The sequence below is a fragment of the Flavobacterium sp. 9R genome, from assembly GCF_902506345.1.
In the GTDB taxonomy this organism is placed as follows: Bacteria; Bacteroidota; Bacteroidia; order Flavobacteriales; family Flavobacteriaceae; genus Flavobacterium.
Map to the genome: position 1 here is coordinate 56,077 of NZ_LR733413.1, position 24,480 is coordinate 80,556.

20 protein-coding genes and 4 tRNA genes are annotated in these 24,480 nt (G+C 34.5%); 23 read left to right on the plus strand and 1 reads right to left on the minus strand.

Features of this window, described 5'->3' with window-relative positions; all coding sequences use genetic code 11:
- Positions 1-96 precede the first annotated feature (96 nt).
- From FLAVO9AF_RS00260 to FLAVO9AF_RS00280, 5 genes are all read left to right on the plus strand, one after another.
- Positions 97-1,974, plus strand: coding sequence for a putative porin (locus tag FLAVO9AF_RS00260; RefSeq protein WP_370516436.1), 1,878 nt, complete (start codon positions 97-99; stop codon positions 1,972-1,974).
- An 11-nt stretch (positions 1,975-1,985) separates the two neighbouring features.
- Positions 1,986-3,347 (plus strand): pyridoxal-phosphate dependent enzyme, encoded by a 1,362-nt coding sequence (locus tag FLAVO9AF_RS00265; RefSeq protein ID WP_159682307.1) that lies wholly within the window; start codon positions 1,986-1,988, stop codon positions 3,345-3,347.
- A 1-nt stretch (position 3,348) separates the two neighbouring features.
- A complete protein-coding gene (locus FLAVO9AF_RS00270; protein WP_159682309.1) occupies positions 3,349-3,834 on the plus strand; it encodes a 3'-5' exonuclease in 486 nt (161 codons plus the stop codon).
- A gap of 62 nt (positions 3,835-3,896) precedes the next feature.
- Complete coding sequence (locus FLAVO9AF_RS00275) at positions 3,897-5,165, plus strand: DUF2851 family protein (RefSeq protein ID WP_159682311.1); 1,269 nt, start codon at positions 3,897-3,899, stop codon at positions 5,163-5,165.
- Between the two features lie 217 nt (positions 5,166-5,382).
- The gene (locus tag FLAVO9AF_RS00280; protein ID WP_064716527.1) at positions 5,383-5,610 is read left to right on the plus strand and encodes a hypothetical protein; all 228 of its coding nucleotides are present in this window, start codon (positions 5,383-5,385) and stop codon (positions 5,608-5,610) included.
- Positions 5,611-5,665: 55 nt separating this feature from the next.
- On the opposite strand, the gene FLAVO9AF_RS00285 is transcribed toward FLAVO9AF_RS00280, so the two are convergent.
- Positions 5,666-7,135, minus strand: a complete 1,470-nt coding sequence (locus FLAVO9AF_RS00285; RefSeq protein WP_159682313.1) for an APC family permease — start codon at positions 7,133-7,135, stop codon at positions 5,666-5,668.
- A 223-nt stretch (positions 7,136-7,358) separates the two neighbouring features.
- Here FLAVO9AF_RS00285 and FLAVO9AF_RS00290 point away from each other — a divergent pair, with 223 nt between their 5' ends.
- The 18 genes from FLAVO9AF_RS00290 to rpoC all read left to right on the plus strand — a co-directional run bounded on the left by FLAVO9AF_RS00290 (position 7,359) and on the right by rpoC (position 24,443).
- Positions 7,359-8,237 carry a helix-hairpin-helix domain-containing protein gene (locus tag FLAVO9AF_RS00290; RefSeq protein WP_159682315.1) on the plus strand — a complete coding sequence of 293 codons (879 nt, stop codon included), beginning with the start codon at positions 7,359-7,361 and terminating at the stop codon, positions 8,235-8,237.
- Positions 8,238-8,260: 23 nt separating this feature from the next.
- Positions 8,261-9,430, plus strand: coding sequence for an acyl-CoA dehydrogenase family protein (locus tag FLAVO9AF_RS00295; protein WP_159682317.1), 1,170 nt, complete (start codon positions 8,261-8,263; stop codon positions 9,428-9,430).
- A gap of 72 nt (positions 9,431-9,502) precedes the next feature.
- Positions 9,503-9,700, plus strand: coding sequence for a 30S ribosomal protein S21 (rpsU, locus tag FLAVO9AF_RS00300; protein ID WP_064716531.1), 198 nt, complete (start codon positions 9,503-9,505; stop codon positions 9,698-9,700).
- A 69-nt stretch (positions 9,701-9,769) separates the two neighbouring features.
- Positions 9,770-10,666: a tyrosine-type recombinase/integrase gene (locus FLAVO9AF_RS00305; RefSeq protein ID WP_159682319.1), complete on the plus strand. Its 897-nt coding sequence runs from the start codon at positions 9,770-9,772 to the stop codon at positions 10,664-10,666.
- Between the two features lie 36 nt (positions 10,667-10,702).
- Entirely contained in the window at positions 10,703-11,005 is a 303-nt protein-coding gene (gene hpf, locus FLAVO9AF_RS00310; protein WP_159682321.1) for a ribosome hibernation-promoting factor, HPF/YfiA family, read from the plus strand.
- Between the two features lie 92 nt (positions 11,006-11,097).
- Positions 11,098-11,171, plus strand: a tRNA-Thr gene (locus FLAVO9AF_RS00315).
- Between the two features lie 52 nt (positions 11,172-11,223).
- Positions 11,224-11,304: transfer RNA gene (locus FLAVO9AF_RS00320), tRNA-Tyr, on the plus strand.
- Between the two features lie 63 nt (positions 11,305-11,367).
- Positions 11,368-11,439: transfer RNA gene (locus tag FLAVO9AF_RS00325), tRNA-Thr, on the plus strand.
- 54 nt (positions 11,440-11,493) lie between these two features.
- Positions 11,494-12,678, plus strand: a complete 1,185-nt coding sequence (gene tuf / locus FLAVO9AF_RS00330) for an elongation factor Tu (protein ID WP_159682323.1) — start codon at positions 11,494-11,496, stop codon at positions 12,676-12,678.
- 56 nt (positions 12,679-12,734) lie between these two features.
- Positions 12,735-12,805: transfer RNA gene (locus FLAVO9AF_RS00335), tRNA-Trp, on the plus strand.
- Positions 12,806-12,830: 25 nt separating this feature from the next.
- On the plus strand, positions 12,831-13,028 hold the full coding sequence (gene secE, locus FLAVO9AF_RS00340) for a preprotein translocase subunit SecE (protein ID WP_024982058.1): 198 nt from the start codon (positions 12,831-12,833) through the stop codon (positions 13,026-13,028).
- Between the two features lie 10 nt (positions 13,029-13,038).
- Positions 13,039-13,590 carry a transcription termination/antitermination protein NusG gene (nusG, locus tag FLAVO9AF_RS00345; RefSeq protein ID WP_159682325.1) on the plus strand — a complete coding sequence of 184 codons (552 nt, stop codon included), beginning with the start codon at positions 13,039-13,041 and terminating at the stop codon, positions 13,588-13,590.
- A gap of 65 nt (positions 13,591-13,655) precedes the next feature.
- Positions 13,656-14,093: a 50S ribosomal protein L11 gene (gene rplK, locus FLAVO9AF_RS00350; RefSeq protein WP_064716536.1), complete on the plus strand. Its 438-nt coding sequence runs from the start codon at positions 13,656-13,658 to the stop codon at positions 14,091-14,093.
- Between the two features lie 13 nt (positions 14,094-14,106).
- Complete coding sequence (gene rplA, locus FLAVO9AF_RS00355; protein WP_064716537.1) at positions 14,107-14,796, plus strand: 50S ribosomal protein L1; 690 nt, start codon at positions 14,107-14,109, stop codon at positions 14,794-14,796.
- A 22-nt stretch (positions 14,797-14,818) separates the two neighbouring features.
- Positions 14,819-15,319 carry a 50S ribosomal protein L10 gene (gene rplJ / locus FLAVO9AF_RS00360; RefSeq protein WP_159682327.1) on the plus strand — a complete coding sequence of 167 codons (501 nt, stop codon included), beginning with the start codon at positions 14,819-14,821 and terminating at the stop codon, positions 15,317-15,319.
- Positions 15,320-15,410: 91 nt separating this feature from the next.
- On the plus strand, positions 15,411-15,782 hold the full coding sequence (gene rplL, locus FLAVO9AF_RS00365; protein ID WP_159682329.1) for a 50S ribosomal protein L7/L12: 372 nt from the start codon (positions 15,411-15,413) through the stop codon (positions 15,780-15,782).
- A 278-nt stretch (positions 15,783-16,060) separates the two neighbouring features.
- Positions 16,061-19,873: a DNA-directed RNA polymerase subunit beta gene (rpoB, locus tag FLAVO9AF_RS00370; protein ID WP_159682331.1), complete on the plus strand. Its 3,813-nt coding sequence runs from the start codon at positions 16,061-16,063 to the stop codon at positions 19,871-19,873.
- A 259-nt stretch (positions 19,874-20,132) separates the two neighbouring features.
- Complete coding sequence (gene rpoC, locus FLAVO9AF_RS00375) at positions 20,133-24,443, plus strand: DNA-directed RNA polymerase subunit beta' (RefSeq protein ID WP_159682333.1); 4,311 nt, start codon at positions 20,133-20,135, stop codon at positions 24,441-24,443.
- The last annotated feature ends 37 nt before the right edge of the window (positions 24,444-24,480 follow it).

Consider the following 24,480-nt stretch of genomic DNA (forward strand, 5'->3'; position numbering starts at 1 on the left):
GAACAAGTTTAAAATTTAATTTTTACGATGCGAATATACTTATATGTCCTCTTCTTGTTAATCTCTTGTATAGCTTACCCCCAAGCTCCAAAAAGGATGAACTCTCAAAGAGATAGTTCTAAGTCTGTAGATACAACCAAAGTAAAAGTTGCCCCAATAGATTTGTATCGTATCATTACTTTGGATAGAGATACTACTTATATTGATACCTCTTTGACAATCAGAAAAGAGTACTCGCATAATTATTTAAGAAAAGATAATTTTGGTCTTTTGGCTTTTCCGAATGAGGGGCAAACTTATAATATACTTAATTACGGTTTAGTCAAAAATGATATTTTTCCTGAAATGGGATTTAAAGCAAAGCATTTCAATTTTATGGAGGCCAATCAAATTAGATATGCATCTGTTGCTACTCCTGTTACAGAGATTTACTTTAAGACGACTATTCAGCAAGGGCAATCTTTAGATTCCTACTTTGCAGTTAATGTGAATGAAAATTTGAATTTTTCTATTGCTTATCGTGGATTGCGATCTTTAGGAAGATACATCAACCAATTATCGAGTTCAGGAAATTTCAGGTTTACTACCAGTTATCATACTAAGGATTTTAGATATATTGCCGACGGTCATTTTACCTATCAAGATATTCTAAATGGCGAAAATGGAGGCATTACAACGGTTTCTGATTTTGAAGGGGAGGATCCAAACTATGATAATCGAGCACGTTTGGAGGTTTTTTTAACCGATGCAAAATCTTTTTTGAAAGGAAGGCGTTTGTTTTTGGATCACGAATTTAGGATTAACAAAAAAAAGGGAGCTAATAACTTATTGTTGAACCATCAATTCAATTACGAAAATAAATTCTTTGAATACAATCAAGCCACTGTAGCATCGACAGTAGGAAACTCCTCTGTTATGAGATTTGGAGATTCTTATTCTTCGAGCGATATTAACGACCAAACGCATTTCAATAAAATGTATAATCGAGTTGGAGTTGCGTATGAGAACACGACACTAGGTAAGTTTAATTTTTTCATTGATGATTTTAGAAGCAACTATTATTACAACCAAATTTTAATTTTAGCTTCAGACGTAATTCCAAGTGTGATAAGTGAAAAGATTAATAGTTTTGGTGCTCAATACAATTATTCAAAAGGAAAATGGAACGGTAAATTTTTGTATTCCCGATCTATTACTAATCAATCGTTGTCTAATCTTGAGGCTAAAATGGTTTTTGACTTAGACGAGGATAATCAGTTTTCTTTTGAATACCAAAATAAAAATAAATTAGTCAATAATAATTATAATTTGTACCAATCTAGTTTCGTTAGCTACAATTGGTCGAACAATTTTAAGAATGAAAAAATTAATAATATTTTAGCTAATGCTACGACTAAATGGGTGAATTTTTCTGCTCAATACACCATTTTAAAAGATTTTTTATTTTTTGAAGATATAACGACTACAGCTCAAAAGTTAGATAGACAACAGATTGTTGCGCCTAATCAGTATGATAAAACAATCAATTATTTATCGGTAAAAGCAAGTCGTGAATTCAATTTTGGAAAATTTGGTTTCGATAATACCTTTTTATATCAAAAAGTAACCCAATCTGACGCAATTTTGAACGTACCCGATTTTACTCTGAGAAGTGCTTTTTATTTTTCAGATGCTTATTTTAAGAATAAAGCGTTGTACTTGCAAACGGGTATAGTACTGAACTATTTTTCGTCATATTATGCTAATGACTACAATCCAGTTGTTGGGGAATTTTTTGTACAAAACGACAAGAAAATCGGAAACTTTCCGTTGTTTGATTTTTTTATTAATGCTAAAGTTCAGCGAACTCGTATCTATTTAAAAGCAGAGCATTTTAATGCCCTTTTTTCTTCAAATAATTTTTTTTCAGCTCCCAATACGCCATATAGAGATTTTACGGTTCGTTTTGGTTTGGTATGGAATTTCTTTAATTAATTTTTTTACAAATGAATTTTTCACAAAATATATTAGGCACTATTGGTAATACACCATTAGTGAAATTGAACAAGATTGTTAATGGTGTTGATGCTTTGGTTTTGGCCAAAGTAGAAACTTTCAATCCTGGAAATTCTGTTAAAGACAGAATGGCTATAAAAATGATTGAAGATGCCGAGGCAGATGGTCGTTTGCAACCTGGGGGTACAATCATTGAAGGGACATCTGGAAATACAGGTATGGGATTAGCCTTAGTGGCCATTGTAAAAGGCTACAAGCTAATTTGTGTAATTTCAGACAAACAGTCCAAAGAGAAGATGGATATTCTTCGTGCCGTTGGTGCCAAAGTGGTCGTGTGTCCTACAGATGTAGAACCAACAGATCCACGTTCTTATTATTCCGTTTCCAAACGTTTAGCTGAAGAAACACCAAATTCTTGGTATGTGAATCAATATGATAATCCATCGAATGCTATAGCTCATTATGAGCAAACCGGCCCTGAAATTTGGGAACAAACCGATGGGAAAATTACGCATTTTGTGGTTGGAGTTGGTACAGGAGGCACTATTTCTGGTGTTGCCAAATATTTGAAAGAAAAAAATCCAAATATCAAAATTTGGGGTATTGATACGTATGGTTCTGTATTTAAAAAATACCACGAAACGGGTATTTTTGATGAAAACGAAATCTATTCTTATATCACAGAAGGAATAGGAGAAGACATTTTACCAAAAAATGTTGACTTTTCTCTAATTGATGGTTTTACAAAAGTAACTGACAAAGATGCGGCAGTTTATACAAGAAAAATTGCACTTGAGGAAGGGATTTTTGTTGGGAATTCAGCTGGAGCTGCTATTAAGGGATTATTGCAACTTAAAGAACACTTTAAACCAGAAGATGTTGTTGTCGTATTGTTTCATGATTCTGGAAGTAGGTATGTTGGTAAAATGTTCAATGATGATTGGATGCGTGAAAGAGGATTTTTGGAAGATGAAATTACAAAAGCTGAGGATGTAATTAAAGATCATATTGATAAGCCTTTGGTTATTGCAAGAACAGAAGAGCTAGTATCGCATGCAATTGAGCGTATGCGTAAATATAAAATCTCTCAAATTCCAGTGGTTGATGTTACTGGATTTGTTGGGTCTGTAGACGAGTCGTTATTGTTTCAAAGTTATATTACTGATAAAAATACTGCCGATCGTCCTTTGAGAGAAATTATGGGAGCACCATTTCCAATTGTACCAATGGGAACCCCTATTGAAGAAGTGTCAAAATTATTCACTCGTGAAAATGCGGCTGTTTTGATTGATCTTGGGAATGGAAATCATCATATTATTACCAAATACGATATTATCGGATCAATAAAATAATATGAGCACTTTCACTGCAATAGATTTTGAAACGGCGACGGCCTATCATCCCTGCTCGGTTGGAATTGTTACGGTCGAGAAGGGAATTATTGTAGATGAGTTTGTTACTTTGATTCAACCGCCAAATAATTTTTATAATCCATTCAACATTCAAGTACACGGGATTTATCCCAGAGATACAGCAAATGCTAAAACGTTTGTAGAGGTTTTTCCAGAAATTGAAAAGCGCCTTAAAAATAGAGTTGTTGTAGCTCATAACGAAAGTTTTGACCGAAATGTTTTGTCCAAAACGATGGCATTGCACGGTTTGAATTATGAGGATTTAAATATTGGTTCCCGATGGGAATGTACCGTAAAAATTTATAAAGCCAAAGGATTTAAACCTGCAAAATTGAGTGACTGTTGCAGGATTATGAACATTGCATTAGATCATCATGAAGCGTTATCCGATGCAAGAGCTTGTGCTAAATTGTATCTATTGAAATAATTTTCTTTCATTTAGGTTTTTTTAATACATTAGTAGTCAATTCATTTGAATCGTCTACCAATATGAAAGAAGATTTTTTGCATTATGTCTGGAAATACCAAAAGTTAACATCACTTGAGTTACAAACTGTCAAAGGAGAAGCTATTTCGATACTGCATCCTGGATATTATTTAGAAACTGCAGGTCCTGATTTTTTCAATGCTCAAATCATAATTGCTAGTCAGAAATGGGCAGGCAATATCGAAATCCATGTCAAATCTTCCGATTGGTATTTGCATAATCATGAACGTGATATAGCTTACAATAATGTTATTTTGCATGTAGTTTGGGAACACGATTCCGATGTTTTTGCCCCCAATAATCAAGAAATTCCAGTAGTGGAGCTTCGAAATTATGTTAATAAAGAGCTGTTGTTTTCATATAAAAATTTAATAGCTCAAAAATCTTGGATTTATTGTGAAAACCAAATACAAGAAGTCAATTCATTTGTTGTTTCCAATTGGCAAGAACGCTTATTTTTTGAACGCTTAGAACGAAAATCTCAGTATGTTTTTGATAATTTAGTTGTTACCCAAAATGATTGGGAATCAGTTTTATTCCTCTTGTTAGCTAAGAATTTCGGTCTCAATACAAATGGTGTTTCTTTTTTTAAAATTGCGCAATCCATACCTTTTTCGGTGATTCGAAAAGAAGCCTCGGATTTGCAAAATCTAGAAGCGCTATTTTTCGGAATGGCAGGTTTGTTAGATTACGATAAAGAAGATACGTATTTTAAGAACTTACAATTTCGATTCTATTACTTACTTCAAAAGTATGCTATTGAGAAGGTCAATATAGAGCCACTTCAATTTTTCAAGCACAGACCTGATAATTTTCCAACTATTCGATTGGCTCAATTGGCGAGTTTGTACCATCAAGAAAAACATCTTTTTTCCAAAATCACAAACGAGTTTTCGTTGCCTTTATTGTATGAACGCTTTGCTGTAGCAACTTCAGAGTATTGGCAAACCCATTATCAATTCGATAAAATCAGCCCTAAAAAGAGTAAGAAACTCACTAAATCCTTTATTGATTTATTGTTAATCAATACCATAATTCCAATTCAATTTGCGTATGCAAAAAATCAGGGAAAAGAAATAACAGAGGAATTAATCGCTTTGATGCAATCTCTAGATTCAGAAAAGAATGCAATTTTAGACAAGTTTAAATCAATTGGAATTTCCACCAAAAATGCTTTTGAAGCTCAAACATTACTTCAATTAAAATCAGAATATTGTAATAAAAGTAGATGTCTCGATTGTGCTATTGGTTCAGAATTACTTAAGCAATAGTCTTTTTTGGAGCATAAACAATCTGAATTCTTGGATTCATTGTTCCCGCTGTCCGTTATATCTTTGCCTTTTTAAAGGAAAAAGGCAAAGGATGCCACTCCCATCGGGGCTAGTAGTTGGTAATTGGTTTTTTTACAATCATTTTGTATCCACTTCTAAATACTGAAGATAAAAATGTAATTTTGTCTCACTATTTCATTAATTCAATTGCAAAGTAATGTCAGCAATTATCAAACTTAAATTTTTCTTTGAAAAACACGGTTTTCATGTGTCTTCACGTTTAGCCGATAAATTAGGAATGCGTGTTACAAATGTTCGTTTGTTCTTTATTTATCTATCCTTTGTAACTGCTGGGTTATGGTTTGCAGTATACTTAACTTTAGCTTTTTGGATTCGTTTGAAAGATTTAGTCCGCGCAAAAAGATCTTCCGTATTTGATTTATAAAAAAAAGAAGCCGTTTCAATACTGAAACGGCTTCTTTTTTAAATATATAAATTGACTATTGTTCAGTCTCTTCGTTGTTTAATTTTGATCTTGTTTTACTATATCCAAAATATACAACAAAACCGATAAGTAACCACCCCAATGAGAAAAGTTGTGCTTTTAAACTTAAGTTAATCATTAAGTAAGTATTGATTAAAATTCCGCAAACCGCAATAACTGGTAAAGCAGGTACTTTAAAAGTTCTTGTTAAATTTGGTTGTCTTACTCTCAAAATCCAAACCGCAATACAAACCATAGTGAAGGCAAACAAGGTTCCAAAACTAGTCATATCTGCAAGTTCATTGATTGGAGTAAATGCAGCAACGATTGCTATAATACCACCTAAAATCATCAAGTTAGTTTTTGGAGTTCCAGAAATTGGATTAACTTTTGCAAAAACTTGAGGAATCAAACCATCTTTAGACATTCCCAAGAAAATTCTAGATTGTCCCATAATCATAACCATCAATACTGAAATCAAACCTACAGTTGCAGCAATTGTGATAATAAGACCTGCCCATCCTTGACCAGCAATATCAAAAGCATAAGCAACAGGAGCTTTAATTGCATCTGGATATTTTCCTAGTGGGTTAAAGTCTTGGTAATTCATCATTCCAGTCAAAACTAGAGACACCAGAATGTAAAGGAAAGTACAAATCAATAGCGAGGCGATAATAGCAAATGGTACATCTTTTTTAGGATTAATCGCTTCCCCAGCTTGTGTTGAAACAGCGTCGAAACCAACATATGCGAAGAAAATAGCAGCAGCACCAGAAACAATTCCTGTTAACCCGTATGCGTTATGAGTGGATTCTTTCTCAATAATTTGAGTAGCCTCAGGAATAAATGGATGCCAATTATCTGTATTAATGAAAAATGCTCCAGCAATAATCACAAACAAAACAGCAGATACTTTAAGAAGTACAATCATATTGTTTGCTTTTGCAGCACTTTTTGTACCTTTTATCAAAATAGAAATTACAAATAATACAATCAAAAATGCTGGCAAATTCATTGAAAAACCTTCTCCAGTGTAGCTAGCAGGATCTGTTGTCAGATATTCTGGTAGTTCTATATGAAACATCTTTAGTAATTTATTGAAATAGCCTGACCAAGAAACGGCGACCGTCATCGATCCCATAGCATATTCTAGAATAAGCCCCCAGCCTATAATCCAAGCGAAAATTTCTCCAATTGTTCCATAAGCATAAGCATATGCAGATCCTTCAACAGGTAAAATAGAAGCAAACTCTGAGTAACATAGAGCAGCAAAAACACAGGCAATACCTGCAATTATAAATGAAATTGCTAAAGCAGGGCCAGCATGATAATATGCTCCTGTTCCTGTAAGAACGAAAATACCACCACCAATAATGGCTCCAACGCCAATAGCAGTAAGGCTCCATTTTCCAAGAACCCTTTTCAAATTACTTTTTTTCATATCGGCTTCAAAAGCTGATATTGGTTTAACTCTCCAAATTGACATGGTTATTTGTTGTTTTAGTTATTAAGTTCCAAATGTATTGTTTTTTATAAAAAATAAAAAAAATTATCTCTTTTAAGCTTACTTTTTTTCATATTTCTATCTATAAAATGATAACACTTGAGATTATGAATTAGTTATATTTTTTTTATAGTTTAAATCTCGTGTATTTTTCTTGTTAAGATATTGTGTTTTTTTTATTTTTAGCTGGAATATTAATTGCTTTATGATGTTGAATAGGTTTTTATTTTATTTAAAGTTTACCAATAGTCAAAGAAAAGGGCTTTTGGTTTTGTTTGGAGTTATAATCGTTTTGCAACTGTTGTATTGGTTTGTTGGAGCAAATTCTATAAATAGTATTCCACTAGCTGCCAAAGATTGGCTTTCGCTACAAGTAAAGATTGATGAGCTAAAAAACAACAAACAGACAAGGAGTACTCTTTACCCGTTCAATCCTAATTTTATAACAGACTATAAAGGGTATAAATTAGGAATGTCGGTAGAAGAAATAGATCGACTTCATGCATTTCGAAAAACAAATCGTTATGTAAATTCTGCAGAAGAATTTCAGAAGGTAACTGGTGTTTCGGATATGCTCTTGAGCAAAATTGCTCCTTTTTTTAAATTTCCTGATTGGGTGAATGCAAGAAAGAGGAATGATATGAAAACAATTACTTTTTATTCTACAAAAGATAAAAAGAAGCTAGTTAAGATTGATATTAATTTTGCGACAAAAGAAGATTTAATTAAAGTTTATGGTATTGGTGAAGTCATAGCGAATCGAATAATTGCTCAAAGAAGTAGCTTGAAAGGTTTTGTGGCTATGGAACAGCTAAATGAGGTTTGGGGGTTGTCTCCAGAAGTAATCGAAAATTTAAATAGTCAGTTTTATGTATCGAAATTACCAGAGTTAGAGCTAATCGATGTGAATAATGCTTCTTTAAAAGAACTGTCTCAGTTTATTTACTTCAAATATGCATTGGCTAAACAAATCTTAATTTATAGAAGCATGAATGGTGATTTTAAAAATATTGAGGATTTGTTAAAAATTAAGGGTTTTCCTGTTGATAAAGCAAAAATAATTGCGTTATATTTGAAGTTCTAAAAATAAAATAAAAAACGCATTTTATGAATTCAGCATATTTTTCAGAAGAACATGATTTGTTTAGGGCAAGTTTAAAGGATTTTTTGCAGAAGGAAGTAGTACCTTATATTGAGCAATGGGAAAAATCTGGAACAATCGACCGTTTTATTTGGAAGAAGTTCGGAGAGATGGGGTTTTTAGGTATTTCATATCCTGAAGTATACGGTGGTCTAAATCTAGATTTATTTTATATGGTGATTTTGTTAGAAGAACTTCAAAAAATAAAATCATCTGGTTTTGCAGCTGCTATTTGGGCACATGTTTATTTAGCAATGACACATCTTAATGCAGAAGGCGATGAAAGAATAAAGAAAGAGTATTTGGTTCCAAGTATAGCTGGTGAAAAAATTGGAGCGTTGTGTATTTCTGAACCTTTTGGAGGGAGTGATGTTGCAGGAATGCGAACAAATGCAATAAAAAAAGGTGATAAGTATATTATAAACGGATCCAAGACATTTATTACTAATGGAGTGTATGCGGATTATTATGTTGTTGCTGCTAAAACAGATCCTGCACTTGGGAATAAAGGAATTAGTATTTTTTTAATGGATACTTCATCTAAAGGAATTTCGGCAACCAAATTAGATAAATTAGGATGGAGAGCTTCTGATACGGCAGAAATTGCATTTGATAATGTAGAAGTGCCAATGGAAAACCTGATGGGGGAAGAAAACAAAGGTTTTGCTTATATTATGCAACATTTTGCTTTGGAACGTTTGATTATGGCAATTAATGCGCACGCAAGAGCAGAATTCGCTTTGGATTATACTATTGATTATATGTCCAGTCGTGAAGCATTTGGAACAACAATAAATAAGTTTCAAGCTTTACGTCATACTCTTGTTGAGCATGCAACTGAAGTAGAACATTGTAAAATCTTCAATTATGCTGCTGTTGCGCGCTTAGACATAGGGGAATATGTAGTCAAAGAAGCGACAATGGCTAAATTAAAATCAACAAAAGTGGCTGATGAAACTATTTATAGCTGTCTTCAAATGTTAGGAGGCTATGGTTATATGGAGGAGTATCCACTTGCAAGATTGTTTAGGGATAGTCGTTTAGGGCCAATAGGAGGAGGTACTTCTGAAATTTTGAAAGAGATATTGTCAAAAATGATTATTGATAAACAAAATTATAAACCCGCAGTAAAATAATTATCGTTTTTGATTGCTAATTAATAAAACTTTACTACTTTTGCGCACTTAACGAAAGGGGGTGATAAAATTATGTTAATTATACCAATTAAAGACGGAGAAAATATCGATAGAGCATTAAAGCGCTATAAAAGAAAATTTGATAAAACTGGAACTGTTCGTCAATTAAGAGCACGTACTGCTTTTATTAAGCCATCAGTTATCAATAGAATGAAGTTCCAAAAAGCAGCTTACATTCAAAATATGAAAGATAGTTTAGAGAATATCTAAATTTCTGTTTTCAAAATTTATTACCGTTAGTGATTAAAGTTTTATAACTTTGATCCTAACGGTTTTTTTATGACTTCTATTAAAGTAGCTTTTAGGGATTATTTAGTTCTAGAGAAGAATTATTCATTACATACGCAAAAAGCGTACTGTGATGATGTGGATGCTTTTGAGGCTTTTTTGCAGGACGCTTCTTTTGAGGTTATCTTGGAAAAAGTAGCGTATTCCCATATTAGGAGTTGGGTGGTTTTTTTGGTGGACTCGGGATTGAGTACTGTTTCGGTGAATAGGAAAATTGCTTCTTTGAAAGCGTTTTATAAATTTTTATTAAAGACAAAGCAGATTTCTGTCAGTCCTTTGCTTAAGCATCGAGCTTTAAAGGTTTCTAAAAATATACAAATTCCTTTTTCTGAAAAAGAGATGAATAGTCTTGATGGTGTTTTTAGCGCTGATGCTGATTTTGATTCTTTAAGGGATAGGTTGATGATTGAAATGTTTTATGCTACAGGAATGCGTAGGGCTGAAATCATTAATTTAAGGTGTAAGGATGTAAATGTTGGCGCTGCTACTATAAAAGTGCTTGGTAAGAGAAATAAAGAAAGGATTGTTCCGATGTTGTCAATGTTAGCGGGGCGTATTGAGTTGTATTTAAAGGAGCGGTCAAATTTAGAAGAGCTTGTTGATTTTGAATATTTTTTTGTTACTTCAAAAGGGTTAAAATTAAGTCAATCTTTTGTCTATAGAACAATTAATTTGTACTTTAGTAATGTCTCCGAGAAAGTAAAGAAGAGTCCGCATGTTTTAAGGCATACTTTTGCGACTCATATGTTAAATAACGGGGCGGATTTGAATTCAATAAAGGAGTTATTAGGGCATTCAAGTTTGGCGTCTACACAGGTGTATACTAATAGTAGTTTGTCTGAGTTAAAAAAAGTGTATAAAGATGCGCATCCAAGAAGCCTGAAGTGATTTCTATACTATGTTTAACCACAAAAAATAATGATTATGAAGGTAAATGTTCATGCAGTTAACTTTACTGTTGACAGAAAGCTAGTAGATTTTGTCCAAGTTAGAATGGATAAGTTAGAAAAGTATTATGATAAAGTAGTTTCTTCGGATGTTTTTATGAAGGTTGAAAAGACAAGTGATAAAGAAAATAAAATTGTGGAGGTTAAAATTAATGTTCCTGGAGATGATTTTTTGGTAAAAAAACAATGCAAAACTTTTGAGGAGGCTATTGATTTGTCGGCTGAATCACTCGAACGTTTGCTGGTTAAAAGAAAAGAAAAAATAAGATCTCATATTTAATTCAATTTTTTTTCAAAAAAATGTTTTGATTAAGAGATAAAATCTATACATTTGCAGTCCGTTAGAAATAGCGGACTTTTTTATTGATATTTGCCAGTGTAGCTCAGTCGGCTAGAGCAGCTGATTTGTAATCAGCAGGTCGTGGGTTCGAGTCCCTCCACCGGCTCTATTAGGTTCAAATTTTGTTTTGAACACGTTCTTAAGGTTATGGTAATGAAGGGGAGATACTCAAGCGGCCAACGAGGGCAGACTGTAAATCTGCTGTGAAAACTTCGCAGGTTCGAATCCTGCTCTCCCCACAAATTAGAATAAAGATTATAGATAAGTGAGTTTATGCTCTACGCTTCTTAATCAAGGATTCTGCCGACTTAGCTCAGGGGTAGAGTGCTTCCTTGGTAAGGAAGAGGTCACGGGTTCAATTCCCGTAGTTGGCTCAAGTAAGTAGGAAATTGAAATAAATATATAACTAAGATTAAAAATTAAGTAAAATGGCAAAGGAAAATTTTACCCGTAACAAGCCCCATTTGAACATTGGTACAATTGGGCACGTGGATCACGGAAAAACTACATTAACTGCGGCAATTACAAAAGTATTGTCTGATGCAGGTTACTGTCAAGCAAAATCATTTGATCAAATTGATAATGCTCCAGAAGAAAAAGAAAGAGGTATTACAATTAATACTTCTCACGTAGAGTATGAAACTTCTAACCGTCACTACGCTCACGTTGACTGTCCGGGTCACGCGGATTACGTTAAGAACATGGTTACTGGTGCTGCTCAAATGGACGGTGCTATTCTTGTTGTTGCGGCTACTGATGGACCAATGCCACAAACTCGTGAGCACATCCTTTTAGGTCGTCAAGTTGGTATTCCAAGAATCGTTGTATTCATGAACAAAGTGGATATGGTTGATGATGCTGAGTTGTTAGAATTAGTTGAGATGGAAATCAGAGACTTATTATCTTTCTACGAGTATGATGGAGATAACGGTCCAGTTGTTCAAGGTTCTGCTTTAGGTGGATTGAACAATGATCCTGCTTGGGTTCCTAAAATCATTGAATTGATGGAAGCTGTTGATGCTTGGATCGAAGAGCCAGAAAGAGACGTAAACAAGCCTTTCTTGATGCCTGTTGAAGACGTATTCTCAATCACTGGTCGTGGAACTGTAGCTACAGGTCGTATCGAAACTGGTGTTGCTAATACTGGAGATCCAGTTGAAATCATTGGTATGGGAGCTGAGAAATTAACTTCTACAATCACTGGAGTTGAGATGTTCCGTAAAATCCTTGATAGAGGTGAAGCTGGAGATAACGTTGGTATCTTGTTAAGAGGTATTCAAAAAGAAGATATTAAAAGAGGAATGGTAATCTGTAAACCAGGTTCTGTTAAGCCTCACGATCACTTCAAAGCTGAGGTGTATATCTTGAAAAAAGAAGAAGGTGGACGTCACACTCCATTCCACAATAACTACCGTCCACAATTCTACGTACGTACAACTGACGTAACTGGTATTATTTCTTTACCAGCTGGTGTAGAGATGGTTATGCCTGGAGATAACTTAACTATTGAAGTTAAATTATTGAGCGAGATTGCATTAAACGTAGGTTTACGTTTTGCTATCCGTGAAGGTGGTAGAACTGTAGGTGCAGGTCAAGTTACTGAAATCCTTTAGTTTTTTAACTAAAACAAATAAACTAAGCCAGTAACGCTTTAGTTACTGGCTTTAATACGGGCGTAGTTCAAGGGTAGAATAGCGGTCTCCAAAACCGTTGATGGGGGTTCGAATCCCTCCGCCCGTGCAATATATAACACAGAGTTTAAATTATGGCAAAAGTTGTTAATTACATTTCAGAGGCATTTGAAGAATTAAAGTCAAATGTTACTTGGCCAGCTTGGGCTGAGGTTCAACGTCTAACAATTGTTGTTGCTGTTTTTTCAGTACTATTCGCTTTGGCGACATGGGGAGTAGATGAAATGTTTGCAAAAGCATTAGAAGGATTTTTTAACTGGTTGAAAGCATAAATTTCTTGGGATGACTGAAAATAATTTAAAAAAGTGGTATGTCGTTCGTGCAGTAAGCGGGCAAGAAAATAAAGTAAAAGCATATATCGAAACTGAAATCGCTAGATTAGGGATGGAGGATTATGTATCTCAAGTATTGGTGCCTACTGAAAAAGTAGTTACCGTGAAAGAAGGAAAAAAAATCGCAAAAGATAAAGTTTATTTTCCGGGGTATGTAATGATAGAGGCTAACTTGGTTGGTGAGATACCTCATATTATTAAGTCTATTACAAGTGTCATAGGGTTTTTGGGAGAAACTAAAGGTGGTGAACCAGTTCCTTTAAGAATGGCAGAAGTTAACCGTATGTTAGGAAAAGTAGATGAGTTAACTGTTAATACAGATACTCGTTCTATTCCATTTAATGTTGGTGAAACGATTAAGGTTATTGATGGACCTTTTAATGGTTTTAATGGAACTGTTGAAAAAATCAATGAAGAAAAGCGTAAACTTGAAGTTATGGTTAAGATTTTCGGAAGAAAAACGCCATTAGAGTTGAGTTTTATGCAAGTGGAAAAAGTATAATTTTTGTTACACTATAATAATCACACAATCGCTTCCAATGATTGTCGTGTTAAATTTTTTAAAAAATGGCTAAAGAAATTAGTAAGGTAGTTAAACTACAAGTTAAGGGAGGTGCTGCGAATCCGTCGCCACCGGTTGGACCTGCTTTAGGAGCTGCTGGGGTGAACATCATGGAGTTCTGTAAGCAATTTAATGCTAGAACACAAGATAAACCTGGCAAAATATGCCCAGTACAAATTACTGTGTATAAAGACAAATCATTCGATTTTGTTGTTAAGACTCCTCCTGCAGCAGTTCAGTTAATGGAAGCTGCAAAGCTAAAATCTGGTTCAGGTGAGCCTAATCGTAAAAAAGTAGCTAGCGTTACTTGGGAACAAATTAGAGCTATTGCTGAAGACAAAATGCCAGACTTAAATGCATTCACTATTGAGTCTGCTATGAGTATGGTTGCTGGAACAGCTAGATCTATGGGTATAACTGTATCAGGAGATTCTCCTTTTTAATTAAGAGAAAGACATGGCAAAATTGACAAAAAAGCAAAAAGAGGCTGCTTCAAAAATTGAAAAGAACAAATTATACTCATTGAAAGATGCTGCTGCATTAATTAAAGAGGTTGCTTCTGCAAAATTTGATGAGTCTGTTGATATCGCAGTTAGATTGGGTGTAGATCCAAGAAAAGCGAATCAAATGGTAAGAGGTGTGGTAACATTACCTCACGGAACTGGTAAAGATGTAAAAGTATTAGCTTTAGTTACTCCTGATAAAGAAGCGGAAGCTACTGCTGCTGGAGCGGACTATGTAGGTCTAGATGATTATTTACAAAAAATAAAAGATGGTTGGACTGATGTTGATGTTATCATCACTATGCCAGCCGTTATGGGTAAATTAGGTCCATTAGGTCGTATTTTAGGACCTAGAGGTTTAATGCCAAACCCTAAAACAGGTACTGTAACTATGGATGTTGCAAAAGCTGTTGCTGAGGTAAAAGCTGGTAAAATCGATTTCAAAGTTGATAAAACTGGTATTGTACATGCAGGAATTGGTAAAGTTTCTTTCGGAGCTGAGCAAATTTATGACAATGCACATGAAATTATTCAAACATTAATCAAACTTAAACCAACTGCTGCTAAAGGTACCTATATTAAAGGTATTCACCTTACAAGCACTATGAGTCCTGCTATTGCATTAGACCCAAAAGCAGTATAATTGGTAGTTAATAATTTTTAGTATGACTAGAGAAGAAAAATCAATCGCGATTGAAGATTTAACTGCACAGTTAGCTGGTACAAACATTGTATATGTATCTGATATTTCTGGGTTAGACGCAGAAACAACTTCAAACTTGAGAAGAGCTTGTTTTAAAGCAGGTATTAAATTAGAGGTAGTTAAAAATACATTGCTTGCTAAAGCAATGGAAGCTTCTGATAATGATTATGGTGATTTGCCATCAGTTTTGACTGGTAATAGTGCTATTTTTATTGCAGATATTGCTAATGCACCTGGAAAAATTATCAAAGATTTTAGAAAAAAAGCTGCTAAGCCTATTTTAAAAGGAGCTTACATCAATTCTGAGATTTACATTGGTGATGACCAATTAGATGCTTTAGCTACAATTAAATCTAAAGAAGAGCTTATCGGAGAAATCATTGGATTATTACAATCTCCAGCTCAAAGAGTTATTTCTGCTTTGCAAAATCAATTCGCTAACAGCGAAGAGACTGAAGCTTAATATGACTCAACAAGGAGTTTTCCTTGTTGCTTGAATTAGCGCACAATAAATAAATTATATTTTTACAAATCATTTTAAAACGATAGAAAAAATGGCAGATTTGAAACAATTCGCAGAACAATTAGTTAATTTAACTGTTAAAGAAGTTAACGAATTAGCAACAATATTGAAAGATGAGTACGGTATCGAACCAGCTGCTGCAGCTGTAGTAGTTGCTGCTGGAGGTGGTGAAGGTGCTGCAGAAGAAGCTCAAACAGAATTTACAGTTGTATTGAAAGAAGCTGGTGCTTCTAAATTAGCTGTAGTGAAATTAGTTAAAGAACTTACAGGTTTAGGTTTGAAAGAAGCTAAAGATGTAGTTGATAGCGCTCCAAGTAATGTAAAAGAAGGTGTTTCTAAAGAAGAAGCTGAAGGTCTTAAAAAATCATTAGAAGAAGCTGGAGCTGTTGTTGAGTTAAAATAATTTCAACATAGTTTAAAATTAGGTTTAGGTCTTGGGTTTAATCACTCAAAGACCTAAACCATTTTTCGTATAATAAAATTTATTAAGTTTTATTATAAAATAGTTTAAAATACCTTAGAATTTTTAATCATTACGAAGAAAATAAATTAGCTAAAGAGCAATCTTTATTAATTTCTAAAGATGTATTGATTCTAAAAAAGAAAGTATAGATTGTTTTATAAATTAAACAGTGTTTTAAACACAAAAACTACTTTTTTTAATCAAAATTTTGTCCATTGATGCTAACAAATCAGACTGAAAGATTGAATTTTGCCTCTACAAAAAATATTCCTGACTATCCAGATTTTCTTGATGTTCAGGTGAAGTCATTTAAAGATTTTTTTCAATTAGAAACTAAATCAGACGAAAGAGGCGACGAAGGATTGTATAATACCTTCATGGAAAACTTTCCTATTACAGATACAAGAAATAATTTTGTATTGGAATTCCTTGATTATTTCGTAGATCCACCACGTTACACCATTCAAGAATGTATAGAAAGAGGTTTGACGTATAGTGTTCCTTTGAAGGCTAGACTTAAACTTTACTGTACAGATCCAGAACACGAAGATTTTGAAACTATTGTTCAAGACGTTTATCTTGGTACAATTCCTTACATGACACCAAGTGGTACTTTTGTAATCAATGGCGCTGAGCGTGTTGTTGTATCTCAATTGCACCGTTCTCCTGGTGTGTTCTTTGGACAATCATTCCATGCAAATGGAACTAAATTATATTCTGCAAGAGTTATTCCTTTTAAAGGCTCTTGGATTGAATTTTCTACCGATATTAATAGTGTAATGTACGCTTACATCGATAGAAAGAAAAAATTACCTGTTACTACTTTATTCCGTGCTATTGGATTTGAAAGAGACAAGGATATCCTTGAGATTTTTGATCTAGCAGAAGAAATTAAAGTTTCTAAAACAGGATTAAAGAAATATATTGGAAGAAAATTAGCTGCCCGTGTATTGAATACATGGCATGAGGATTTCGTAGATGAAGATACTGGTGAAGTGGTATCTATCGAACGTAACGAAATTATTTTAGATAGAGATACAATTATCGACAAAGATAATGTAGAAGAAATCATTGACTCGAATGTTAAATCTATTTTGTTACATAAAGAAGATAACAATCAAGTTGATTACTCTATCATTCATAATACGTTACAAAAAGACCCAACAAACTCTGAAAAAGAAGCTGTTGAGCATATCTACAGACAATTGCGTAACGCAGAACCGCCTGATGAAGAAACTGCTCGTGGCATTATAGATAAATTATTTTTCTCTGACCAACGTTACAACTTAGGTGAAGTAGGTCGTTACAGAATTAATAAAAAATTAGGTTTAGATACTCCAATGGAAAAGCAAGTGCTTACCAAGGAAGATATCATAACTATCGTTAAATATTTGATCGAATTGATCAACTCAAAAGCTGAGATTGATGATATTGATCACTTATCAAACCGTCGAGTTAGAACAGTTGGTGAACAATTGTCACAACAATTCGGTGTTGGTTTAGCGCGTATGGCTAGAACCATTAGAGAGCGTATGAACGTTAGAGATAACGAGGTGTTTACACCAATAGATTTGATTAATGCAAAGACATTATCTTCTGTTATCAACTCTTTCTTTGGAACGAATCAGTTATCTCAATTTATGGATCAAACGAATCCATTAGCTGAGATTACGCACAAAAGAAGATTATCTGCACTTGGACCAGGTGGACTTTCTCGTGAAAGAGCAGGTTTTGAGGTTCGTGACGTTCACTATACACACTATGGTCGTTTATGTCCTATCGAAACTCCTGAGGGACCAAACATTGGTTTGATTTCATCTCTTGGTGTATATGCTAAAGTAAATGGAATGGGATTCATTGAGACTCCTTACCGTAAAGTTTCAAATGGTGTAGTTGATTTAGAATCAACTCCTGTTTACTTAAGTGCAGAAGAAGAAGAAGGTATGATGATTTCTCAAGCAAACATTGAAATGGATGCGACAGGAAAAATTACTGCTGATAATGTAATTGCAAGACAAGAAGGTGATTTTCCTGTAATTGAGCCAAGTCAAGTAGATTATGCAGACGTTGCCCCAAATCAAATTGCATCCATTTCTGCATCATTGATTCCTTTCTTGGAGCATGATGATGCGAACCGTGCGTTGATGGGATCTAACATGATGCGTCAAGCGGTACCTTTAATTCGTCCAGAAGCCCCTATTGTAGGAACTGGTTTAGAGCGTCAAGTAGCTTCGGATTCTAGAGTATTGATAAATGCTGAAGGTGATGGAGTTGTTGAATATGTTGATGCTAACATTATTACTATCAAATACGATCGTTCTGAAGAAGAAAGAATGGTTAGTTTTGAGCCTGATGAAAAGACATATAACCTTATTAAATTTAGAAAAACGAACCAAGGAACAAGTATCAACTTGAAACCTATTGTAAGAAAAGGGGATAGAGTTGTTCTAGGTCAAGTTTTATCTGAAGGATATGCTACTCAAAACGGTGAATTAGCTTTAGGTCGTAACCTTAAAGTGGCGTTTATGCCATGGAAAGGATACAACTTTGAGGATGCGATTGTAATTTCTGAAAAAGTTGTTCGCGATGATATTTTTACTTCTATTCATATTGACGATTATTCATTAGAAGTTAGAGATACTAAATTAGGTAACGAAGAGTTGACTAATGATATTCCTAACGTTTCTGAAGAAGCTACCAAAGATTTGGATGAAAACGGTATGATCAGAATTGGTGCAGAGGTAAAACCTGGTGATATTTTGATTGGAAAAATTACTCCAAAAGGAGAATCTGATCCAACACCAGAAGAGAAATTACTACGTGCTATCTTTGGTGATAAAGCTGGTGATGTAAAAGATGCTTCATTAAAAGCTTCTCCTTCATTACATGGTGTAGTTTTAGATAAAAAATTATTTGCAAGAGCAGTAAAAGATAAACGTAAACGTACTCAGGATAAAGATGCTTTAGGTGCTTTAGAAATGGAGTTTGAAGTTAAATTTGTTGAATTAAAAGACAGATTGATTGAAAAACTTTTCCTAATCGTTAATGGAAAAACTTCTCAAGGTGTAATGAATGATTTGGGTGAAGAAGTATTACCAAAAGGTAAAAAATACACTCAAAAAATGTTGTATGCTGTTGAAGATTTCGCTCACTTAAGTAAAGGTCAATGGGTTGCTGATGATGTGACTAACAAAATGGTTAATGATTTAATTCATAACTATAAAATTAAATTGAACGATTTACAAGGAGCATTACGTAGAGAGAAATTCACTATTACTGTTGGTGACGAATTACCATCTGGAATTTTGAAATTAGCTAAAGTATATATTGCTAAGAAACGTAAATTGAAAGTTGGGGACAAAATGGCGGGACGTCACGGTAACAAAGGTATTGTTGCTCGTATTGTTCGTCATGAAGATATGCCTTTCTTAGAAGATGGAACTCCTGTTGATATTGTGTTGAACCCACTTGGTGTACCTTCACGTATGAACATTGGACAAATCTATGAAACAGTTTTAGGATGGGCTGGAATGAATTTGGGTAGAAAATTTGCGACTCCAATTTTTGATGGTGCTTCTCTTGAACAAATCAATGCTTTGACTGATGAGGCTGGTGTACCACGTTTTGGACATACACATCTTTATGATGGTGGTACTGGAGAACGTTTCCATCAAGCAGCAACTGTGGGTGTAATTTACATGTTGAAATTAGGACACATGGTTGATGATAAGATGCACGCTCGTTCTATCGGTCCATACTCGTTGATTACTCAACAACCACTTGGAGGTAAAGCTCAATTTGGAGGTCAGCGTTTTGGAGAGATGGAGGTATGGGCACTTGAGGCTTATGGAGCATCAAGTACATTACGTGAAATCTTAACTGTTAAATCGGATGATGTTATTGGTAGAGCAAAAACTTACGAAGCAATCGTTAAGGGAGAATCTATGCCAGAACCAGGATTACCTGAATCATTCAACGTATTGATGCACGAATTGAAAGGTCTTGGTCTTGACATTCGTTTAGAAGAATAATTAAATCACAGTAATCAGTTCCATTTTTTGGGACTGATTACTATTTATAAAAGTTTTTAGGATTTATACCCGTAAACCGTTCCGATTTTTTATGTTGATTCTCAGGAAACACATAACTAGCACTTCAGAGAGAAGTTTAGAGAAGTAATTCGTGGTAATAGAGCTTAATGAATTTTGATGATATAGTAACTACTATTTTGTCTTTAATTCATAAATCTAAAATCAATTTTTAATTGCAAATAAATCAATAGTAAAAACTATGATGAATAATAGAAACAACAATAAAGATAAGAATCCTGTAAAAAGATTCAATAAAATTTCGATAGGATTAGCTTCTCCAGAATCCATCTTGAAAGAGTCAAGAGGAGAGGTGTTAAAGCCTGAAACTATCAACTACAGAACACATAAGCCAGAACGTGATGGGCTTTTTTGTGAAAGAATTTTCGGCCCTGTTAAGGATTTTGAATGTGCCTGTGGTAAGTACAAAAGAATTCGTTACAAGGGAATTATCTGCGACCGTTGTGGTGTAGAAGTTACTGAGAAGAAAGTTAGAAGAGATAGAGTAGGTCACATCAATTTGGTTGTGCCAATCGCTCATATCTGGTATTTCCGTTCTTTGCCTAATAAAATTGGTTATATTTTAGGATTACCATCTAAGAAGTTAGACATGATTATCTACTACGAAAGATATGTAGTAATTCAAGCTGGTATTGCAAAAAATGCTGATGGAGAATCTTTACAACGTTTAGATTTCTTAACAGAAGAAGAGTATTTGAATATTTTAGATACTTTGCCTGCTGATAATCAATATTTAGATGATTTTGATCCTAATAAATTTGTAGCTAAAATGGGTGCAGAATGTATTATGGATTTATTAGCGCGTATCGATTTAGATGAGCTTTCTTACAGCTTACGTCATAGTGCTAACAATGAAACTTCTAAACAAAGAAAAACTGAAGCATTAAAACGTCTTCAAGTTGTTGAATCTTTCCGTGAATCTAACTTGAATCGTGAGAATCGTCCAGAATGGATGATTATGAAAGTGATTCCTGTTATTCCGCCAGAATTGCGTCCTTTAGTGCCACTTGATGGAGGTCGTTTTGCTACTTCAGATTTGAATGATTTATACCGTCGTGTAATTATACGTAATAACCGTTTGAAAAGATTAATGGAGATTAAAGCTCCTGAAGTTATCTTGAGAAATGAAAAACGTATGTTGCAAGAATCTGTAGATTCATTGTTTGACAACACTCGTAAAGCTTCTGCTGTTAAGACAGAATCTAACCGTCCATTGAAGTCACTTTCTGATTCATTGAAAGGTAAACAAGGTCGTTTCCGTCAAAACTTACTTGGAAAACGTGTGGATTATTCTGCTCGTTCTGTAATTGTTGTTGGGCCAGAAATGAAATTGTTTGAATGTGGTTTGCCAAAAGATATGGCTGCCGAATTATACAAACCTTTTGTAATTCGTAAGTTGATCGAAAGAGGTATTGTAAAAACAGTTAAATCTGCTAAAAAAATAATTGACAAAAAAGAGCCAGTTGTATGGGATATTCTTGAAAATGTAATCAAAGGACATCCAGTATTGCTTAACCGTGCTCCTACTTTGCACCGTTTGGGTATCCAAGCATTCCAACCAAAATTAATTGAAGGTAAAGCAATTCAATTGCACCCATTAGTATGTACGGCGTTCAACGCGGATTTTGATGGGGATCAGATGGCGGTTCATTTGCCATTAGGACCTGAGGCTATTTTGGAAGCACAATTATTGATGTTAGCTTCTCACAATATCTTGAACCCTGCAAATGGTGCTCCAATTACAGTACCTTCTCAGGACATGGTTTTGGGTCTATATTATATGACCAAAGAACGTTTAACTACACCTGAATTAACTATTCTTGGTGAAGGATTAACTTTCTATTCTGCAGAAGAGGTAAATATCGCTTTGAACGAAGGAAGATTAGAGTTGAATGCTCGTGTGAAAATTAGAGCAAAAGACTTTAATGAAGATGGAGAGTTAGTGTACAAAATTATACAAACAACTGCTGGACGTGTACTATTTAATGAAGTTGTACCAGAAGCTGCAGGTTATATCAATGATGTATTAACCAAGAAAAACTTAAGAGATATTATCGGTCACGTATTAAGTTCGACTGATGTGCCTACTACAGCTGCCTTCTTAGATAATATGAAAAATATGGGTTATAAGTTCGCTTTCAAAGGAGGTTTATCTTTCTCTTTAGGTGATATTAGAATTCCAGAACAAAAAACAAAATTAATTGCTGATGCAAGAGAGCAAGTAGAAGGAATTTCTGCTAACTATAACATGGGTCTTATTACCAATAACGAGCGTTACAACCAAGTTATTGACGTATGGACTTCTGCCAATGCTCAATTGACGGAGTTAGCAATGAAGAATATTAGAGAAGACCAACAAGGATTCAACTCAGTGTATATGATGCTTGATTCTGGGGCGAGGGGATCTAAAGAACAAATTCGTCAGTTAACTGGTATGCGTGGTTTGATGGCTAAGCCTAAAAAATCTACTGCTGGTGGTGGTGAAATTATCGAAAACCCGATCCTTTCTAACTTTAAAGAAGGTCTATCAATTTTAGAGTACTTTATCTCTACGCACGGTGCTCGTAAAGGTCTTGCGGATACGGCGCTGAAAACAGCGGATGCTGGATACTTAACTCGTAGGTTGCATGACGTTTCTCAAGATGTTATTGTTAATATAGACGATTGTGGTACATTAAGAGGTGTTGAAGTTTCTGCATTGAAGAAAAACGAGGAAATCGTTGAATCTTTAGGAGAAAGAATCTTAGGACGTGTTGCATTACAAGATGTAATTAATCCTTTAACTACTGATATTTTAGTTCATGCAGGACAACAAATCACAGAGTCTATTGTAAAAGCAATCGAAGCTTCTCCAGTAGAAAAAGTTGAAGTTCGTTCTCCATTAACTTGTGAGGCAACAAAAGGAATTTGTGCTAAATGTTACGGTAGAAACTTAGCTACTGGTAAGATGACGCAAAAAGGAGAAGCTGTTGGGGTTATTGCTGCACAGTCTATTGGTGAACCAGGTACACAGTTAACATTGCGTACATTCCACGTTGGAGGGGTTGCTGGAGGTATCTCTGAAGATTCTAGTATTATTGCTCGATTTGCAGGTAAATTAGAAATCGAAGATTTAAAAACAGTTAAAGGAGAAGATAGCGAAGGAAACTCTGTTGATATTGTAGTGTCTCGTTCAACTGAATTGAAATTAATCGACGAAAAAACGGGTATTTTATTAAGTACAAACAATATTCCTTACGGTTCTAGTATTTTTGTTACTGATGGTCAGTCAGTTGCAAAAGGAGAAGTTATCTGTAAATGGGATCCATATAATGGTGTTATTGTTTCTGAGTTTACTGGTAAAATTGCTTACGAAGATTTAGAGCAAGGACAATCGTTCATGGTTGAAATCGATGAGCAAACTGGTTTCCAAGAAAAAGTAATTTCTGAGTCAAGAAACAAAAAATTAATCCCAACTTTATTGGTTTACGGTAAAGATGGTGAATTGATTCGTTCTTACAACTTACCAGTAGGGGCCCACTTGATGGTTGAGAATGGTGAGAAAATTAAAGCTGGTAAAGTATTGGTGAAAATCCCACGTCGTTCTTCAAAATCAGGCGATATCACGGGAGGTTTACCAAGAATTACAGAATTGTTAGAAGCTCGTAATCCTTCTAATCCAGCGGTAGTTTCTGAAATTGACGGGGTAGTTTCTTTTGGAAAAATCAAAAGAGGTAACCGTGAAATTATCATCGAATCTAAATTTGGTGATGTTAGAAAATACTTGGTTAAACTATCAAGCCAGATTCTTGTTCAAGAAAATGACTTCGTAAGAGCAGGGGTACCATTGTCTGATGGTGCAATTACTCCAGACGATATTTTGAGAATCCAAGGACCAGCTGCAGTACAACAATACTTAGTAAATGAAATTCAAGAGGTTTACCGTTTACAAGGGGTAAAAATCAATGACAAGCACTTTGAGGTTGTAATCCGTCAAATGATGCGTAAAGTAAGAGTTCAAGATCCAGGAGATACTTTATTCTTAGAAGACCAATTGATCCATACTAAAGATTTCATCGTTCAAAACGACAATCTTTACGGAATGAAAGTGGTGGAAGATGCAGGTGATTCTGCAGTATTGAAACCAGGTCAAATCGTTACTCCACGTGAGTTGCGTGACGAAAACTCTTTATTGAAACGTACGGATAAAAACTTGGTTGTAGCTCGTGATGTTATTACAGCAACTGCTACTCCAATTTTACAAGGTATTACAAGAGCATCGTTACAAACGAAATCATTTATCTCTGCTGCTTCTTTCCAAGAAACAACTAAAGTGTTAAACGAAGCTGCTGTGGCAGGTAAAGTTGACTTGTTAGAAGGCTTGAAAGAAAACGTAATTGTAGGTCATAGAATTCCTGCAGGTACGGGTATGAGAGAGTATGATAATACTATTGTAGGTTCGAAAGAAGACTACAATGATATGATGGCTAACAAAGAAGAGTACATTTACTAATGTATTTAGAGATGTAAGATTATATATTCAAAGACGA

Coding starts and splice junctions, on each gene's coding strand:
- rpoB (WP_159682331.1), top strand. CDS start 16,061: ATGCTAACAAATCAGACTGAAAGATTGAATTTTGCCTCTACAAAAAAT.
- tuf (WP_159682323.1), top strand. CDS start 11,494: ATGGCAAAGGAAAATTTTACCCGTAACAAGCCCCATTTGAACATTGGT.
- rplK (WP_064716536.1), top strand. CDS start 13,656: ATGGCTAAAGAAATTAGTAAGGTAGTTAAACTACAAGTTAAGGGAGGT.
- FLAVO9AF_RS00305 (WP_159682319.1), top strand. CDS start 9,770: ATGACTTCTATTAAAGTAGCTTTTAGGGATTATTTAGTTCTAGAGAAG.
- rplA (WP_064716537.1), top strand. CDS start 14,107: ATGGCAAAATTGACAAAAAAGCAAAAAGAGGCTGCTTCAAAAATTGAA.
- FLAVO9AF_RS00290 (WP_159682315.1), top strand. CDS start 7,359: ATGATGTTGAATAGGTTTTTATTTTATTTAAAGTTTACCAATAGTCAA.
- rplL (WP_159682329.1), top strand. CDS start 15,411: ATGGCAGATTTGAAACAATTCGCAGAACAATTAGTTAATTTAACTGTT.
- FLAVO9AF_RS00260 (WP_370516436.1), top strand. CDS start 97: ATGAACTCTCAAAGAGATAGTTCTAAGTCTGTAGATACAACCAAAGTA.
- secE (WP_024982058.1), top strand. CDS start 12,831: ATGGCAAAAGTTGTTAATTACATTTCAGAGGCATTTGAAGAATTAAAG.
- FLAVO9AF_RS00275 (WP_159682311.1), top strand. CDS start 3,897: ATGAAAGAAGATTTTTTGCATTATGTCTGGAAATACCAAAAGTTAACA.
- FLAVO9AF_RS00265 (WP_159682307.1), top strand. CDS start 1,986: ATGAATTTTTCACAAAATATATTAGGCACTATTGGTAATACACCATTA.
- hpf (WP_159682321.1), top strand. CDS start 10,703: ATGAAGGTAAATGTTCATGCAGTTAACTTTACTGTTGACAGAAAGCTA.
- FLAVO9AF_RS00270 (WP_159682309.1), top strand. CDS start 3,349: ATGAGCACTTTCACTGCAATAGATTTTGAAACGGCGACGGCCTATCAT.
- nusG (WP_159682325.1), top strand. CDS start 13,039: ATGACTGAAAATAATTTAAAAAAGTGGTATGTCGTTCGTGCAGTAAGC.
- FLAVO9AF_RS00280 (WP_064716527.1), top strand. CDS start 5,383: ATGTCAGCAATTATCAAACTTAAATTTTTCTTTGAAAAACACGGTTTT.
- rplJ (WP_159682327.1), top strand. CDS start 14,819: ATGACTAGAGAAGAAAAATCAATCGCGATTGAAGATTTAACTGCACAG.
- FLAVO9AF_RS00295 (WP_159682317.1), top strand. CDS start 8,261: ATGAATTCAGCATATTTTTCAGAAGAACATGATTTGTTTAGGGCAAGT.
- FLAVO9AF_RS00285 (WP_159682313.1), bottom strand. CDS start 7,135: ATGTCAATTTGGAGAGTTAAACCAATATCAGCTTTTGAAGCCGATATG.
- rpsU (WP_064716531.1), top strand. CDS start 9,503: ATGTTAATTATACCAATTAAAGACGGAGAAAATATCGATAGAGCATTA.
- rpoC (WP_159682333.1), top strand. CDS start 20,133: ATGATGAATAATAGAAACAACAATAAAGATAAGAATCCTGTAAAAAGA.